At 40.9% G+C, this 17,576-nt stretch carries 14 protein-coding genes; 7 read left to right on the top strand and 7 right to left on the bottom strand.

All coding sequences use genetic code 11. The features are described 5' to 3' along the window. Window positions 1-23 precede the first annotated feature (23 nt). Complete coding sequence (locus tag ABWU87_RS11045; RefSeq protein ID WP_353330699.1) at window positions 24-2,084, top strand: hypothetical protein; 2,061 nt, start codon at window positions 24-26, stop codon at window positions 2,082-2,084. A gap of 19 nt (window positions 2,085-2,103) precedes the next feature. Then, window positions 2,104-2,343 carry a hypothetical protein gene (locus ABWU87_RS11050; protein WP_353330701.1) on the top strand — a complete coding sequence of 80 codons (240 nt, stop codon included), beginning with the start codon at window positions 2,104-2,106 and terminating at the stop codon, window positions 2,341-2,343. Window positions 2,344-2,437: 94 nt separating this feature from the next. Here ABWU87_RS11050 and ABWU87_RS11055 read toward each other — a convergent pair whose 3' ends face one another. Genes ABWU87_RS11055 through aroQ form a run of 5 tightly spaced genes read right to left on the bottom strand, consistent with a single transcriptional unit; the run spans window position 2,438 to window position 6,563 of the window. Then, window positions 2,438-3,670, bottom strand: coding sequence for an FtsX-like permease family protein (locus ABWU87_RS11055; RefSeq protein ID WP_353330703.1), 1,233 nt, complete (start codon window positions 3,668-3,670; stop codon window positions 2,438-2,440). Window positions 3,671-3,674: 4 nt separating this feature from the next. Then, window positions 3,675-4,007 carry a 30S ribosome-binding factor RbfA gene (gene rbfA / locus ABWU87_RS11060; RefSeq protein WP_353330705.1) on the bottom strand — a complete coding sequence of 111 codons (333 nt, stop codon included), beginning with the start codon at window positions 4,005-4,007 and terminating at the stop codon, window positions 3,675-3,677. Window positions 4,008-4,015: 8 nt separating this feature from the next. Beyond that, on the bottom strand, window positions 4,016-4,657 hold the full coding sequence (locus tag ABWU87_RS11065) for an O-methyltransferase (RefSeq protein ID WP_353330706.1): 642 nt from the start codon (window positions 4,655-4,657) through the stop codon (window positions 4,016-4,018). A 2-nt stretch (window positions 4,658-4,659) separates the two neighbouring features. After that, window positions 4,660-6,111 (bottom strand): pyruvate kinase, encoded by a 1,452-nt coding sequence (pyk, locus tag ABWU87_RS11070; RefSeq protein WP_353330708.1) that lies wholly within the window; start codon window positions 6,109-6,111, stop codon window positions 4,660-4,662. A 26-nt stretch (window positions 6,112-6,137) separates the two neighbouring features. Then, window positions 6,138-6,563 carry a type II 3-dehydroquinate dehydratase gene (gene aroQ, locus ABWU87_RS11075; protein ID WP_353330709.1) on the bottom strand — a complete coding sequence of 142 codons (426 nt, stop codon included), beginning with the start codon at window positions 6,561-6,563 and terminating at the stop codon, window positions 6,138-6,140. Window positions 6,564-6,638: 75 nt separating this feature from the next. Here aroQ and xerD point away from each other — a divergent pair, with 75 nt between their 5' ends. The 4 genes from xerD to ABWU87_RS11095 all read left to right on the top strand — a co-directional run bounded on the left by xerD (window position 6,639) and on the right by ABWU87_RS11095 (window position 12,297). Further along, window positions 6,639-7,652: a site-specific tyrosine recombinase XerD gene (gene xerD, locus ABWU87_RS11080; protein WP_353330711.1), complete on the top strand. Its 1,014-nt coding sequence runs from the start codon at window positions 6,639-6,641 to the stop codon at window positions 7,650-7,652. Between the two features lie 133 nt (window positions 7,653-7,785). Next, the gene (locus ABWU87_RS11085; protein WP_353330713.1) at window positions 7,786-9,483 is read left to right on the top strand and encodes a hypothetical protein; all 1,698 of its coding nucleotides are present in this window, start codon (window positions 7,786-7,788) and stop codon (window positions 9,481-9,483) included. Between the two features lie 144 nt (window positions 9,484-9,627). Beyond that, the gene (locus ABWU87_RS11090) at window positions 9,628-10,752 is read left to right on the top strand and encodes a TlpA disulfide reductase family protein (RefSeq protein ID WP_353330714.1); all 1,125 of its coding nucleotides are present in this window, start codon (window positions 9,628-9,630) and stop codon (window positions 10,750-10,752) included. A 6-nt stretch (window positions 10,753-10,758) separates the two neighbouring features. After that, window positions 10,759-12,297 (top strand): YifB family Mg chelatase-like AAA ATPase, encoded by a 1,539-nt coding sequence (locus ABWU87_RS11095; protein WP_353330715.1) that lies wholly within the window; start codon window positions 10,759-10,761, stop codon window positions 12,295-12,297. Between the two features lie 195 nt (window positions 12,298-12,492). Here the strand turns inward: ABWU87_RS11095 and ABWU87_RS11100 are convergent, their stop codons facing one another. Both ABWU87_RS11100 and ABWU87_RS11105 read right to left on the bottom strand, forming a co-directional pair. Continuing rightward, window positions 12,493-12,936 (bottom strand): radical SAM-associated putative lipoprotein, encoded by a 444-nt coding sequence (locus ABWU87_RS11100; protein ID WP_353330717.1) that lies wholly within the window; start codon window positions 12,934-12,936, stop codon window positions 12,493-12,495. A 169-nt stretch (window positions 12,937-13,105) separates the two neighbouring features. Next, window positions 13,106-15,166, bottom strand: coding sequence for an acetate--CoA ligase family protein (locus ABWU87_RS11105; protein ID WP_353330719.1), 2,061 nt, complete (start codon window positions 15,164-15,166; stop codon window positions 13,106-13,108). A gap of 369 nt (window positions 15,167-15,535) precedes the next feature. Between ABWU87_RS11105 and metG the strand changes: the two genes are divergently transcribed. Next, on the top strand, window positions 15,536-17,575 hold the full coding sequence (gene metG / locus ABWU87_RS11110; protein ID WP_353330721.1) for a methionine--tRNA ligase: 2,040 nt from the start codon (window positions 15,536-15,538) through the stop codon (window positions 17,573-17,575). The last annotated feature ends 1 nt before the right edge of the window (window position 17,576 follow it).

The raw sequence follows: 17,576 nt of genomic DNA on the forward strand, positions 1-17,576 counted from the left end.
GTTAATCTTATAATTAAGAAGATATGGTACTTAGAAAAAAACAAAAGCCAAGCTTAGCCTTGACTGTAGCACTATTCTCCTTATTATTCATAAATAGCAACGTATGCTATAGTGATACAGTAGTCCCCAAATTAAGTAATGGTAACAGCAGTGGCTGGTCACTTAACAACATGACACAAGAATCGGACTGTTGGTCGATGAAAACCATTGAAGCCTCAGCAGAGACAGAGCAATATTACGATTTTGATGTTTTCAGCAGCATAAAAATCGAAGCGGTTACCAGAACCTATTTTTCATTTACCAATTGTACCACAAGGCTTGAAATCTCTACTGATGGAATAAACTGGAATCCAATTGCGACATTTGAACATAGCATAAAAAATAGTACTGGAAAGACCTTCACAATAACTACAACCTTGCCTTATAAACAAGCCAAACTAAGGTTAATTGCTACAAATGCAAATATCACATTAGGTTGGCCCAAGCTCGTTAGTCTTGAGATTACCGGAATTCCCAAATTCATCCCAACACCCACAGGAAAAGAAGGGGTTGATATTACAAACAATTCATTTACCTGTCAGTGGAATCATTGTAATAATGCAACTTACTATGAAGTCGATCTTTATCGAGTGTTTCCAGGAAAAAAGGAAAAAATGTTATTAGAAGAAGATTTCAGAAACCAAACTACCAGCTCAACTGGGACAATGGATAACGAACTTTCTACATATCTACCTAAATGGAATGGAAGTAATGTCTATTTTGTACATAAGAACATTGAGAACCTGAAATATCTGAAAATAGGTAGAAGCAATGCAACCGGTTTTATTGCAACCCCTCCTTTGAACCTTTCGGGGAATGGAGGAGAGTTTAAGCTGAGTTTTGATATTGGTTCTTCAAGCAAAATCGTCTCTTCAAAGATAAATCTCTATATCAATAACAGATTGACACAAATTGTCACAGCAGGAATAACAAACGAATTGCCGACACAACGGTTTACTCTTCCCTTCTTGGGAGGAACCGAGAAATGCATAATAAAGTTTGAAGGAGCTGTAAAGTCAGACCCAGGTTTTCTAATAGACAACATTACTATTACCCAACTTCTAGATGGGGTAGAAACATCTCTCCCAGGATATCCGATCATTGTAAAAGACACTATTTATTCAATTACAGATTTTGCACCAAATACAACCTATTATTATACTGTCAAAGCTTCAAATGGATATATAACAACCAACAAATCTGAACCAACAAGTATTAAAACTCTTTCCGGTGAACAAATCACAATTGATTCAGATACAGAAAAGACTTTCCAGGATGAAACCATTGAAGGGGATTTATGTATCAAAGAAGGAGCAATTGTCAGAGGAAAGGTAACAGTAAAAGGAGAAGTATCTTACTTATGTAGATTAACTACTGGAAAATGGCACAGTTTTTCTCTTCCGTTTATACCTCGAATTGTAGGCGGATATATTGAAGGAAAGAGGTATGCTCTGAGAACCAACTACGATTATCAGCTAAAAAGCTACCAAAACGGGGGTTTCACAAATACTGAATTGGGTGAAAGAGGGTATATCATTAAAGTCTCTCCTCATATAGACAATGGTGAACTATTCTTCTTTTCTAATAAAGGGATAACATTAAACGAAACAACATCAATCAATATGATTGAAGAGGGTTATTCACATTTGCCAAATCCGTATACATTTAGTATCAATCCCAGAGATTTAGCATTAGGAGACAAATTCTATTGTCTAAAAGATAATAAATACGTTGAAACAACTAATGAACTTCCTCCATTTCAATCTGTCATCGTATACAAAGAATCAAAAGTCACCCGGCCATTAAACGCAATCACAATTGAGTCAGGAATCACCGATTTACCCATCGATGAAAATACTATTCCAAAGATTTGGAAAGAAGGAAATTTTTTACGGATAAAAAGTTCTAAAGAATCCATCACTATCTATACAAGTAAGGGAGAAATAATCTACAATGGGATTGTTAATGAATCTGATCTGATTCCTCTCCCTAAGGGGCTTTATTTGGTTAAGATAAAAGATTTTACATCAAAAATAACCTTTTAACTTTTTAATTAAATTAATTATGAAAAAAACATTAATTAGCTTGATTACTTGCATACTTCTGTCTGCAGGTGGTAGTACTGCATCTGCAGCTTTCGAGTTCGGCGAATCATTTAGTCTTTACTCAAACAGTTCACCTATGGAAGATGATTCTGCAGATGATTTAGATCCGGTTCCTATTGGAGATGCAACAGGAGTTCTGATATTTTTAGCTGGTGTTTATGCTTACAGAATTTATTCCAGAAAGAAAAAAGCAACCTAAGATTCTTAACAGCAGGCGTATTTAGATAAGTTGAACACATTCAGATACGCCTGTTTATCTGAATTCTCGGTTCGCAAAAGAACCAAACAGGGAATTATTTCAGCAACAGTCGCTTACTCAGATAACGAACAGGATACCAGACAGATAAGAATCCCACTACAAGGACAGTAAAGAAGATTATCACAATATCTAATGGCCTGACACTTACCGGGTATGCATCGACAACAAATTCTCCTTGGGTTTGTCCTAAAGAGATCAATCCAAATTTTTGTTGCAGAAAACAAAGAATTAATCCGAGAATAATGCCAATAATAGCTCCAATCATGGAAATCATCCGCCCTTCGAAAAGGAAGATCCGTGCAATCAGCTTATCATCGGCTCCAAGATTACGCAATGTTGCCACATCTTTCTTCTTATCAATAATGAGCATGGAGAGTGAACCAATTACATTAAAACAGGCGATCATCAGAATGAATGTGAGAAAAATATAGGAGATGAGCTTCTCTATTTCCATAATTCGAAATACATCAGCCTGTTGTTCGTACCTGTCTTTCACCACAAAAGATTCTCCAAGAATCTCTTTAATCCTGGATTTTACTTTATCTACGTCGGCTCCTGGCGTTAATTTCAGCTCGACAGCAGATGCCTCAGTTGTATAATTAAAAAGTCTTCTGGCAAATTCAAGTGAAGCCAAGATATAAGAGCCATCATACTTTTGCTGCTTCACAATAAACACCACGCCAGGTGAATAAAGATACTGAACGTTGAATGCAGAAGCAGGGTTGGCAAGATTAAGCTTTGCATTACGCTTTGGAGCATAAACTTCCAGTGGGTCGACAAACTGCACTCCTGAACTAAGCTTAGAAACTAGTTCGGCTCCCATTACACAATAATCAACAATTGAATCGTGAAGTATAAACCGTCCGTTACCATATAGAATGCTATCAATCCGGGTCAGTTTTTCAAAGTTATCCTGCACCCCTTTAATAACAGCCATGGCTTGACGTCCTTTATACTGAACCATTGCATTCTCCTCAAGTGTTTCAGTGAACACTGCCACCTCTTTCAATGAGCGCACCTGTTGAATTCTGCTATCATTCGTATCAAAAACCTTTCCCTGTGCCACCGTAATCTTGATTTCCGGATCGAAAGCCGTAAAAAAGGTGGCCACCATATCCTGAAAACCGTTAAATACCGAAAGAGTACATACGAGTGCAAGTGTAGCAAGAGCAACCCCACAAACAGATATTGCAGAGATAATGTTGATTGCGTTATGAGACTTCTTTGAGAAGAGGTAACGTTTGGCTATGTAGACAGGGAAATTCACAATCTTATTTCAACAAAGAATCAATTCTTTCAATATAATCAAGTGAATCATCCACAAAAAACTTCAATTCAGGAATAATTCTGAGCTGATGACGAACACGATTGCCTAAATCAAAACGGATAGACTTCATGTTGTCATTAATATTTTTAATAAGCTCTGTTCCTTTCTCTGAAGGAAAGATGCTTAGATAAACCCTGGCAATACTCATATCAGGGCTAATTCTCACTGCACTAACTGAAACCAACACTCCCTTCATTGATTTTGTTTGCAGCAAGAAAATATCACTTAATTCCTTTTGAAGTAAACGCGAAATTTTATTTTGTCTGGTTGTTTCCATTCTTAATATTATTTTTTTCTGATAATCGTTAATCCGTCCCTCAAAGGAAGTATCACTTTTTCTACCCTTTGATCATGAGCTACATAATCATTGAAATTCTTAATTCCAATTGTCTGATAGTCATTACTTTTTGGTTCTTCAAGTACATGTCCGTCCCATAAGGTATTATCCGCAATTATGTAGCCACCTTCTGATAATTTTGAAAGCACCATTTCATAGTATTCTATGTACATTCGCTTATCGCCATCTACAAACGCCAGGTCGAAGGTGATATCCATTGTCGGCAGTAGCTCCAACGCATCCCCTATATAGAACCTGATTTTATTAGCTACGGGAGAGTTTTCCAGCCACGGGCGCGTAAAGTCCTCCTGCTCATCATTGATTTCAAAGGTATGAAGCATTCCTCCTTCTGAGAGGCCTTCTGCCAGACATATGGCAGAATAGCCACTGTAGGTGCCGATTTCCAGTATTTGCCGAGGACGAATCATTTCCACAAACATTTTCAGCATTCTGCCCTGCAAATGTCCCGAAGCCATCCTTGGCCGCAACAGTTTTACATGTGTATCCCTGTACAGGGCCCGAAGATAATCTCCTTCATCATCTATGTGGTCAAGAATATATTGTTCTAATGATTCGTCGTTGGCTTTCATTGTTACTCTATAAAACTTGGCAGCAGGTATTTGTCCGCATTCTTCAAGATATCACGAACCTTGTTGATTTCAAGGAAAGTGGTACCTCCCCCTTCACCAAAGCTTCCGCTTAAGTATGCAACCATATCATCTTCATTCACTCTTCCCTGACTCATCAGCAATTTTAATGCTGCAAAGAAATAAGCCTGTGCATTTGGTTTTTCTTCCTGATATATTGGTAATACCCCATAAGAAAGGGCCAGTTGTCTCATTGTCTTTTCATTATAGCAGATTGCCAGAACGGGATACTTGCCACGGAAAGCAGCTAGGTTTCTTGCGGTTCTTCCTGAGTAACTATCAGTAAAAATCGCACGGATTTTCAACTTTGCAGTTGCCTTAACCGCCTGCTTAGCAAGAAATGCAGTTACATCAAGGGTATCAGTTGGAAGAGGAATACGGATATCATTTTCTTCCAGTTTACCTTTTTCTGCCTCCTCAATAATTGCCGCCATTGTTTTAACCGCTTCAACCGGATATTTACCATAAGCCGTTTCGCCACTCAGCATCAAGGCATCGGTACGGTAATAGATGGCGTTGGCCACATCTGTTACCTCCGCACGTGTTGGGCGAGGATTGTTAATCATAGTATGAAGCATCTGAGTCGCCACAATAACCGGTTTCTTCGCCAGCACACATTTACGAATCAAAGAACGCTGAATTCCCGGAATCTTTTCCTGAGGCACTTCAATACCCAAGTCTCCACGTGCAATCATAACACCATAGGCAACTTCGAGAATTTCATCTATATTATCAACACCTTCCTGATTCTCAATTTTCGCAATAATCTTTATTTTGCTCTTATGTTCATCAAGAATTTTCTGAATATCTAGTACATCCTGTTTATTACGCACAAAAGAGTGAGCAATAAAGTCAATATCCTTTTCAATTGCATAAAGAATATTTTTACGATCTTTCTCTGTCAGTGAAGGAAGGTTGATACGAACACCAGGAACGTTAACACTCTTACGGCTGCCAAGTGTTGTCTCGTTCATCACCTCGGCTTCAAGGTAATCATCGTATTTTTTAACCACATGCAGGTCCAGGTCGCCATCATCAAGAAGCACTTCGCTTCCTTCAGAGATATCGTGTACAAAATTAGGATAAGAAACAGCAATACATTCATGAGTTGTTTCAGCATCTGGATTACCCACAATACGTACCCGTTCACCGACTTTAAAAGGGATTGGTTCTGCGCAAGCAGTCGTTCTCACCTCCGGTCCTTTAGTATCGATCAGTATGGCAATCTTATTGGATACTGTCCTTACATTATTTATTATCTGTTCAAGACCTTCTACTCCGGCATGAGCTGTATTCATACGAACTACATTCATACCTGCATCATACAATTTACTAAGAAAATCAACATCACAACGTCTGTCAGATATTGATGCTACAATCTTTGTATGTTTTTTCATAAAACCTTATACCTTTAATTATACCTTTATTTATCTTTTTCAACTAATGCTTCCATAGCCAACCGATAAGAATCGAGGCCAAAACCACAAATTACTCCTAAGCAAGCAGAAGATATCATTGAAACATGCCTAAAAGACTCGCGGGCATGTACATTAGAGATGTGGACTTCGATCACAGGAGTTGTAACTGCTCTGATAGCATCTTGTAGTGCAATTGAGGTGTGCGTATAAGCTCCTGCATTTAAAATGATGCCATCAAAATTAAAACCTACTTCATGAATTTTATTTATCATCCCCCCTTCTATATTTGACTGATAATAGAGTATTTCTATTTCGGGGTATCTCTTACGCAAAATCAAAAGATACTCTTCAAAAGAAACAGCTCCATAGATAGAAGGTTCACGCTTGCCTAATAAATTGATATTAGGACCATTAATAATTTGTATTCTCATAAAGTCAATTATTCTATTAAAAATTCAATATCTTTGTGAGGAGCATTTATTAAGTTGCAAAGGTAGAAAAAAGAAATGAAATTAAACGAAAAAAGGGACAATAAGGATAAAAACAAACTGTTAATCAAGAAATATAAACAATATTTACTTCTTGAAAAGTCGCTGACACCAAACACGTTGGATGCATACCTGACTGATCTTGACAAGCTTCTTAGTTACCTCTTACTGGAAAACATAGACTTGTTCGAAACCACGCTCGACGATCTTCAGAATTTTGTTGCCGGATTACATGACATCGGAATCCATCCACGATCTCAAGCCCGAATCATTTCGGGCATAAAGTCTTTCTACCGGTTCCTAATTATGGATGACTACATACAAATAGACCCTACAGAGCTTCTAGAAGCGCCTAAAATAGGATTTAAGCTACCCGATATACTGACAGTAGATGAAATTAATTCTCTGATTAACAATATTGATGTCAGCAAAAAGGAGGGACAGCGAAACAGGGCTATCCTTGAGACACTTTACAGTTGCGGACTTCGGGTTTCAGAACTCACCAATCTAAAGTTGTCAGAGCTCTATTTCGATGAAGGATTTATAAAAGTTGAAGGAAAAGGTCGAAAACAACGGCTTGTCCCCATCTCTCCCCATGCCATAAGTGAAATTAATGATTACCTACCCTACCGAAACCAGGTTGAAGCGAAAAAGAACTTTGAAGATTTTCTCTTCTTAAGTCGCAGAGGCACAAATCTCTCCCGCATCATGGTATTTCATATCATCAAAGAACAGACTGAGCTGGTTGGCATAAAGAAGAATGTGAGTCCGCACACCTTCCGTCATTCTTTTGCCACGCATCTGCTCGAAGGAGGAGCCAACCTCAGGGCCATACAATGTATGCTGGGACATGAATCAATCACAACCACCGAAATATATGCTCATATTGATCGCAATATGCTTAGAAGTGAGATCATTGACCATCATCCACGCAACATCAGATATCATAAAATCAAGGAAAAAGAAGCACAAGCATCGAACAACAAAGATTATTTACTAAAAAACGAACTAAAAAACACCATTAATTCTTAGAATACAGCAAGAAAATAAGAATAAGGCTTGGCAATATATTTTAGAATTAATATCTTTGTCCGAGATTCTGCAAAATTTTCAGTAAGCAGAGCTACTATGATTTCAATTACAAACATTAATTAATAAGAAAAACATGGTTAAGAAGTTGTATTTGCCATTACTTATGGCTTTAGTTGTCGCCCTTTCTTCTTGTGGAAAAATGGGTGAATTATCATCGGAATACTTCACGACTAACCCTCAGGTATTAGAGGCAGTCGGAGGTAAAGTCCCAGTTACAATTAACGGCAAGTTCCCTGAAAAGTACTTCAAAAAGAATGCTACAGTAGAGGTTACTCCAGTTTTGAAATGGAACGGTGGCGAAGCTAAAAGTCAGCCAGCTCAATTCCAGGGTGAAAAAGTTGAAGGTAACGATCAGACTATCTCCTACAAAATGGGCGGTACTTACACAATGAAAGCTAATTTTGATTATGTTCCAGAAATGGCTAAATCAGAATTATACTTAACTTTCAATGTTAAACAAGGAAAAAAGAGCATCAGTATTCCCGACGTAAAAGTCGCTGACGGTGTTATTTCAACTTCTGAACTGATCAATAACACATTGTCAAGTGCTAACACAGCTGGTTCTGATGATGCATTCCAACGTATTATCAAACAAGCACAGGAAGCTAAGATCATGTTCCTTATCCAACAAGCTAACCTTCGTGCAAGCGAATTGAAATCTGCAAGCGTTGTTGATTTCAACAAAGCTGTTGTTGATGCAAACGCTGACACAAAAGGAAAGAAAATCAACAATATCGAAATTTCTTCTTACGCATCTCCTGATGGCGGTCAGAAACTAAACACTAAACTTGCAGAACAACGTGAAGCTAACACTGTTAAGTACCTGAACAAGGAACTTAAGAAAGGTAAAATCGATGCTGCTTTAGATGCAAAATACACAGCTCAGGACTGGGAAGGATTCCAGGAATTGGTTTCTAAATCAAACATCCAGGATAAAGATCTTATCCTTCGCGTTCTTTCAATGTACCAAGATCCAGAACAAAGAGAATCTGAAATCAAGAATATTTCAGCTGTATTCAAAAGACTTGCTGACGAAATTCTTCCTCAGTTAAGACGTTCACGTCTGACTTTGAACTATGACCTTATTGGTAAATCAGACGACGAGATCACTACACTTGCTAATACAGACGCTAGCAAGCTGAACCTTGAAGAACTTCTTTATGCTGCTACTTTAACAAAAGACAATTCTAAAAAGGAAGCTATCTACAAGAAAACAGCAGAAATGTTCCCTAACGATTACCGTGCATACAACAACTTAGCAACTATCGCTTTCCAGAATGGCGATGCAGCGTCAGCTAAATCTTACCTGAGCAAAGCTGCTAACCTGAAAGCTGCTCCTGAAGTTAACATGAACTTAGGTCTTGTTGCTTTGAAGAATGGCGATAAATCAGCTGCAGAATCTTATTTCGGAAAAGCTGCTGGTGCTAAATCATTAAACGAATCTCTTGGTAACCTTTACGTTTCAAGAGGCGAATATGACAAAGCTGTAAGCGCATTCGGCGACGCTAAGACTAACAGTGCTGCTCTTGCTCAGATCCTTGCTAAGGATTACAACAAAGCAAAGAACACTCTTTCTAACATTGCAAATCCAGATGCTTACACAGACTACCTGATGGCTATCTTAGGTGCAAGAACGAACAATGCTTCTATGGTAACAAGCAGCTTGTCAAGCGCAGTTAAGAAAGACGCTTCTTTAGCTAAGAAAGCTGCAACAGACTTAGAATTTGCTAAATTTGCAACTAACTCTGACTTCCTTAATCTTATCAAGTAAGAAATAAGGTTTTCAACTAAATAATATATTAGCGGGCTTATCATTATGATAAGCCCGCTCTTTTTTTGTCCGTACAAAATAAAGCAGAGGCTATAAGGCTGAATGATAACAAATTTGCTACATTTGTAAAAAAAATGATTTTATATGAAAAAGATAACTTCTGCGGTATTAATGATTCTAGTTTTAATAAGCTGTTCCGGTAACAAGAAACGAATTGTGATCGAAGGTGAAATTGATGGAATGAAAAACGATACCATCCTAGCATTTGGAGCTGAAAACAAGGGAGACGCATTAGATACCATATATGCAAAAGACGGAAAATTCACCTACTCAGCACCGCTTGATACTTTTACCACTATCAGATTATTGTTTAAAAATATGCAAGAATGCGTGGTATTCGCAAATAAAGGAGAAAAGATTAAAATCAGTGGAGATATTTCTAACACAGATATCCTCCAAGTGAATGGAAACGACTTAAATGAAGAGATGAATAGCTTTAAGAAAAGCATTGCCGACATTTCCAAATCAACCAGTCAATTAAAGAAAGAGTTATATACGTCTTATATTTCAGGAAACCAAAACAAGTATAATGAGCTAACCGAATCGTCCGTTTTGATAAAAGCAAACAACGAAATCAAAGATAAAGCCGAAGCATTTATCCGCGAACACAACTCGTCACTGGTCAGCAGCTATCTTCTAGACAGATATTTTGTGCAACAACCAAATCCGGATACAAAAAAGATTAAAGAGCTGGTTGCAGTACTAAGCGGGAGTGCAAAAGAGACTCCCTTTATACAGCAGCTCATTAAAATGATGAATGCTGAAAAAATTGTCAACATTGGTAATCAGGCACCCTATTTTTATCTTCCCGGCAACAATAATAATTATGTAAACTTAGCCAATTACCGGAACAGATATTTGTTGATCAACTTCTGGGCATCATGGAGTAATCCTTCAAGAAAAGCAAATGCTACAATCAATTCAATTTATAAACGCTTTGGGAAAAACCATTTTTCAATTCTAAACATCTCTATTGATGCCGACAAAAAAAGCTGGACAGATGCTATTAAAAGAGATTCTCTAGCGGGTGAACATGCATCCGACCTTAATGGATGGAACTCTCCCGTAGTTCAGAATTACGGAGTGGAAGCTGTTCCATCAAACGTACTGATTGATCCTCAGGGACGTATCATGGCACGTAATCTGGAAGAAAAAGAGCTAATAACTAAATTACAGGAACTATTCATCGAAAATAAAACACCAAACTGATAGACTATGCTTGTAAAGGTATTCGGAGCAGCCGTTCAGGGGATTGATGCTACCCTGATTACTATCGAAGTGAACAGCACCAGAGGATGCATGTTTCATCTTGTCGGGCTACCCGACTCTGCCGTAAAAGAGAGTCACGAACGTATTTTATCTGCTTTGCAGGTAAATGGATACAAATTTCCTACTTCACAGATTGTGATTAATATGGCGCCAGCCGATATCCGGAAAGAAGGTTCGGCCTACGACCTGCCTCTTGCCATTGGAATGATGGCCGCCAAAGAGAATGTTTCTTCCGAAAAACTTGATAAATACATCATTATGGGCGAGCTGAGCCTGGATGGGAGTCTGCAAGCTATCAAAGGGGCATTGCCTATCGCCATCAAAGCTCGTGAAGAAGGTTACGAGGGACTGATTCTTCCCCGACAGAATGCCCGCGAAGCCGCGGTTGTGAACAACCTAAAGGTATACGGAGCAAATAATATAAAAGAAGTAATCGAGTTCTTCAACGGAGAAAAAGAACTGGAACAAACAACCGTCAACACCCGGGAGGAGTTTTACGCTCAGCAGGCCTCTTTTGAATTCGATTTTTCGGATGTCAAAGGACAGGAAAATGTGAAACGCGCGCTCGAAGTAGCTGCCGCAGGGGGGCATAATTTACTTATGATTGGTGCACCGGGGAGCGGAAAATCGATGATGGCCAAACGCCTTCCTTCCATCCTTCCGCCGCTCTCATTGGGCGAGAGCTTGGAGACAACAAAGATTCATTCAGTTGCAGGTAAATTAGGAAAAGATAGTTCATTGATAGCACGCCGTCCTTTTCGAAGCCCTCACCATACTATTTCGCAAGTGGCCATGGTTGGCGGCGGAACATACCCACAACCGGGCGAAATCAGCCTTGCGCACAACGGCTTGCTCTTCCTTGACGAGCTGCCTGAATTTAACCGAAGTGTACTAGAAGTGCTCAGACAACCATTGGAAGACCGAAGGATTTCGGTTTCTCGTGCCAAATACACCATCGACTATCCAGCCGGTTTCATGATGATAGCCTCTATGAATCCCTGTCCTTGCGGATACTATAACCACCCAACCAAAGCATGTGTATGCAATGCGGGGCAGGTACAGAAATATCTGAACCGAATCTCCGGGCCATTGCTGGATAGAATCGACATACAGATAGAGATAGTTCCTGTACCTTTTGAAAAGATGGCTGACAGAAGGCTATCAGAGTCGAGTACAGACATCCGCAACCGTGTTATCAAAGCACGGCAGGCACAGGAAGAGCGATATGCAAACCATCCGGGTATTTACTGCAATGCCCAGATGACCACCAGATTGCTGCATGCTTATGCCGAGCCAGACACAAGCGGACTGAATCTCTTGAGAAACGCCATGAGTAGGCTGAATCTTTCCGCCAGGGCATACGACCGTATCCTGAAAGTTTCCCGAACCATTGCCGATCTGGAAGGGAGTAAGCGGGTACAATCTGCTCATCTTGCGGAAGCCATCAGCTACCGCAACCTCGACCGGGAGAGCTGGGCAGGTTAAATAAAAAGACACTAAAAAGCAAGATTTCTTAGCTAACAATCCTTTTTAGAAAAAGAAAAAAATGAGAGGACCAAAAAGTATTTGGCACTCTCATTTTATTCGTGTTCCTATTCGAGGCTAAATTCAAAAATCCGATTTCACAAGGCAATGTTTGATTGCCTGTATAGCCTCATAAAAATAAGAAAAAGCGGCATATTATTCTGCTGGTGTTAATTTTATATTCGCTTCTTTCTCTGCAGAACCAAGGAAAGAACCATTACCATCTTTCAGTTCAGCTTTTGTAAAAGATACTTTTACCGAGTCGGTCTTATAAGATCCATTACTTTCCCCATCAATATCATTAAAGAAAATATTATAATCTACATCTGCATTCCCACTAATCTTATATTTCTTTGCAAATGCACCTTCACTGTTTGTTATTAACGTATCATTCTTCCAACCTGCCTGATTGGATTTTACAATTACCTGAACAGCGGGAATAGCAACACCGCTCTGGTCCTGTACAACCCCTTTAAGCGTATGCTCAGCATAATTTTCTACATCATCTTCATTATTACACGATGACAAACTCAAACCTGCGAAAACAAATAATCCTACGAAGAAAAAATTCATACTTTCTTTCCCTATATAATTTTTCATATTTCTTTTTTCGTTATATAAATTATTAATATAAAGGCTTGGCCAAGTCTTATTTGTACCCTAGATACGCAATAAAAATGCGCCAAAGCAAGATATACTGCTCTGGCGCATTTTTAATTACCATTCTTTAACAATCAAAAGAATCTGTCAATACGTATTAATAACGCGACTATTTCTCAATCCGAATACGGGCATCCACTGCAATGACATCCTTATCTGTGGCTAGTAATGGGTTAATATCCATTTCCTTTATCTCGGTGGCAAATCGAAGTAACGTAGATAAACGGACGATAATTTCGGCAAACTTGTCTTCATTGACTCCCTTCTGACCGCGAGTTCCTTGAATAATTTTATAGGCCTTCAATGAATGAATCATCGAATAAGCCTCTTCGTAGGAGAGCGGAGCCAGACCGGATGAGACATCTTTAAGTACTTCTACAAAAATGCCTCCTAATCCGCAAAGAACCACATGACCAAACTTCTCCTCGTATTTTGCTCCTATAAACAGCTCTGTACCTTTAAGCATGGGCTGTACCATTACGGCAGTCACATCCGGTAGCTTAATCATGCGATCGAACTCCAAAGCAAGGTGTTGTGCAGACTTCACATTCAATGCGACCCCACCTATATCCGACTTATGCACCGGTCCTACTACCTTGGCTACCACCGGGAAACCACATCTCTGTGTAAACGCAAGCAACTCTTCCTTATCGGCGGAAACAAACTCCTCTACCACAGGAATACCGGCAGAGCGTAACAGATCCTGCACATAACATGGTTTGATATATCCGTTGTCAGGGATAGAATCTATAATTCTTCGGATACGGGGGATGTCAACCCCAAAAAGTTCAATCTCTTTAACAGCAGGTTTGGGCACATTCATGATTCGTGTCAAGGCTGTTCCCAGTGTCACCTCGTCTGCAAAGTTTACATGCCCTTTTTTCAGGAAGGCATCAACCTCTTTTCCGGCGGTATGTAACGAAGGAAGAACAGGGAATACTGGTTTTTTACAGGTAAGCATCTTCTGGTGAAGCACTTCGTAAGCTTCAAACATGGTCACCAGTCCAGGTGTCCCGAAGATTGCCAGTATGGCATCAATCTCTTCAAACCGGTTTTCACAGTAATCAATGGCAATTCCCAGATGTTCGGGGGTACCAGTTGCAAGTATGTCAATTGGGTTTCCAACAGATGCTCCGGGAAACAGTTTACTTTTGAGCTCTTCAGCCACAGGTCCTTCCAGCCTGGGAACGCTTAATCCGCCCTTGGACAAGGCATCGGTAAGCATTACACCCGGTCCGCCGGCATGCGTCACAATAGCAAAATTCTTTCCTTTCAGAGCTGGAAGCGTAAAGATGCAACCTACCGTGGTCAACTCTTCACGGGAGTAGCAGCGCACAATTCCGGCTTTTCTGAACAGCGCCTCCACAGCCGAATCGGGACTGGCAATGGCTCCCGTATGTGAAGAGGCTGCACGGCTTCCGCTCTCCGAACTTCCCGATTTAATGGCGGCAATCCGGCATCCCTTGCTGATGAGCGAAGAGGCATGAAAGAGCAGCCGGTCGGGATCCTTGATACTTTCTATATAAATCAGTTTAATCTTCGAGTCGGTTTCCGGATAAAAGGTTTCGTCCATGTACTGAAGTACATCCTCCACCCCTATTTGTTTGGCGTTGCCCACCGACCACACTGAGTTGAACTGAAGTCCTTTGGCCACCGCACTCTCCAGAATGAAAACCGCCGTAGCACCGGAACTGGAAATCAAATCCACACCTTTTGGATTGAGCAAGGGGATTGGTTTGGTAAAGACACTGTGATGCCACATATTCAGGAGTCCAATGCAATTGGGCCCGATTAACGATGCCCCGTACTTGTTCACAGTCTCCAGAATCGCGTTCTCCAGTTCTCCCCCTTCGTGAGTCTCCTCCCCGAAGCCGGCAGACAGAATAATGAATGCTCTTACCTGTTTATCGCGTGCCAGAATCTCAACAGCCAACGGACACATACTTGCCGGAATAGCCAGAATAGCCAAATCAGTTTCCGGTATGCCCGAAACATCTTCGTAAGAGACAACTCCTTGAACCTCTTTCTCTTTTGGGTTTACTGCTCTGAGTTCTCCCTGATATCCACCGGAGATAAGGTTTTTCAGAATAGCCCCTCCCGGTTTATGCACATTATTTGATGCCCCCACTACCACGATGCTACGGGGGCGCAATAATTCCTGTGTTATCATAGGATGTATATTTTTCGTTTATTTATAAAACAAAGATACTAATTTTGAGAAATAATCAACCAGTACATAGTTCTTTTTCGCAATTGCTCAAATTTTATTCAACCTATCAGAAAAAAGTATCATTGGGATATAGACACACTAGGGCAAAGTTGCTGAATGATTAAATCTAAGGTCACGACTTCAATGCCTTAACCTTCTGAGGTCAAAACAATAGGGTCGTGAGGTTACTATTCAGGCCTTATAAGGGCAATTATAATCTATCGGCATAAAATAGTTAACATATCTGATTTTCCAGAGTAATATTCCGTTATTACCTTAAAAACCTTTATCTTTGCACGTTGCAATAAAAGAAAATAAAAATCATCATACATGGAAAAAAAATATAAAAGAACCACGGTGACCTCGGCGTTACCTTATGCAAACGGACCGGTTCACATCGGACACCTGGCAGGTGTATATGTTCCTGCCGACATATATGTACGTTACCTTCGCCTGAAAAAAGAGGATGTACTCTTTATCGGCGGTTCCGACGAACATGGTGTACCCATCACCATCCGCGCAAAGAAAGAGGGCGTTACGCCTCAGGACGTAGTAGACAAGTATCACGGAATCATTAAGAAATCGTTCGAGGATTTCGGCATTACTTTCGATGTTTACTCACGCACCTCCTCACCGACACACCACCAAGTGGCTGCCGATTTCTTTAAAAAGCTGTATGATAAAGGAGAGTTCATTGAGAAAACTTCCGAACAATATTACGACGAAGAAGCAAAGCAATTCCTGGCCGACCGTTACATCACCGGAACTTGCCCTCATTGCGGTAACGAAAATGCATACGGTGACCAATGTGAGGCATGCGGAACATCACTGAACCCTACCGACCTAATCAATCCGAAATCGGCCATCAGCGGAAGTCAGCCGGTAATGCGCGAAACAAAGCACTGGTACCTGCCACTAGACAAACACGAAGCATGGCTTCGCGAATGGATTCTCGAAGGACATAAAGAGTGGAAGCCGAATGTGTACGGACAATGCAAGTCTTGGTTGGACATGGGTCTTCAGCCTCGTGCGGTAAGCCGTGACTTAGACTGGGGTATTCCTGTTCCGGTGGAAGGCGCCGAAGGAAAAGTGCTCTACGTATGGTTTGACGCTCCCATCGGCTATATATCAAACACAAAAGAGTTGTTGCCCGATTCATGGGAAACCTGGTGGAAAGACTCCGAGACACGCCTGCTGCACTTTATCGGCAAGGACAACATCGTGTTCCACTGCATCGTGTTCCCGGCCATGCTGAAGGCAGACGGAAGCTATATCCTTCCTGAGAATGTTCCAGCCAATGAGTTTCTCAACCTGGAAGGAGACAAGATTTCAACTTCCCGTAACTGGGCGGTTTGGTTGCACGAATACTTGGTCGACTTCCCCGGCAAACAAGATGTGCTTCGCTATGTGCTGACAGCCAACGCTCCTGAGACTAAAGACAACGACTTTACCTGGAAGGATTTCCAGGCACGCAATAACAACGAGCTGGTAGCCGTATTTGGAAACTTCGTGAACCGCGCTCTGGTGCTGACCGAGAAATATTTCGGCGCTCAGGTTCCTGAAGCCGGCGAGCTGACCGAGTACGACAAGCAGACTCTGGCCGACTTCGAAAACGTGAAGAAAGATGTGGAACACTATCTGGACACATTCAAGTTCCGCGAAGCTCAGAAAGAGGCTATGAACCTGGCTCGTATCGGAAACAAGTACTTGGCCGATACAGAACCATGGAAGCTTGCCAAGACAGACCTTTCACGTGTGGCAACTATCCTGAACATCAGTCTGCAGTTGGCAGCCAACCTAGCTATTGCCTTCGAACCATTCCTGCCTTTCAGCTCTAAGAAACTGAGAGAGATGCTTAATATGACCAGCTTCGACTGGGCTAACCTGGGACGCACCGACCTGCTGGAAGCCGGTCATAAGCTGAACAAGGCCGAACTGCTCTTCGAAAAAATAGAAGACAACGTGATTGAAGCACAAGTACAAAAGCTTCTCGATACAAAGAAAGCCAACGAAGAGGCAAATTATAAGGCAAACCCAATCCGCGAGAACATTGAATTCGACGATTTCATGAAGCTGGATATCCGGGTGGGAACCGTTCTGGAATGCCAGAAGGTGCCCAAAGCCGACAAACTTCTACAATTCAAGATTGACGATGGTCTGGAATGCCGCACCATCGTATCGGGTATTGCAAAACACTACGCTCCCGAAGAGTTGATTGGCAAGCAGGTATGCTTCATCGCCAACCTGGCTCCTCGCAAACTCAAAGGCATTGTTTCGGAAGGTATGATTCTTTCCGCAGAAAACAATGACGGCAGTTTGGCTGTAATTATGCCGGGCAAGGAAGTAAAACCGGGTAGCGAAGTGAAATAAG

Origin of the sequence: Bacteroides sedimenti (genome assembly GCF_040365225.1) — a bacterium.
Classification (GTDB): domain Bacteria; phylum Bacteroidota; class Bacteroidia; order Bacteroidales; family Bacteroidaceae; genus Bacteroides; species Bacteroides sedimenti.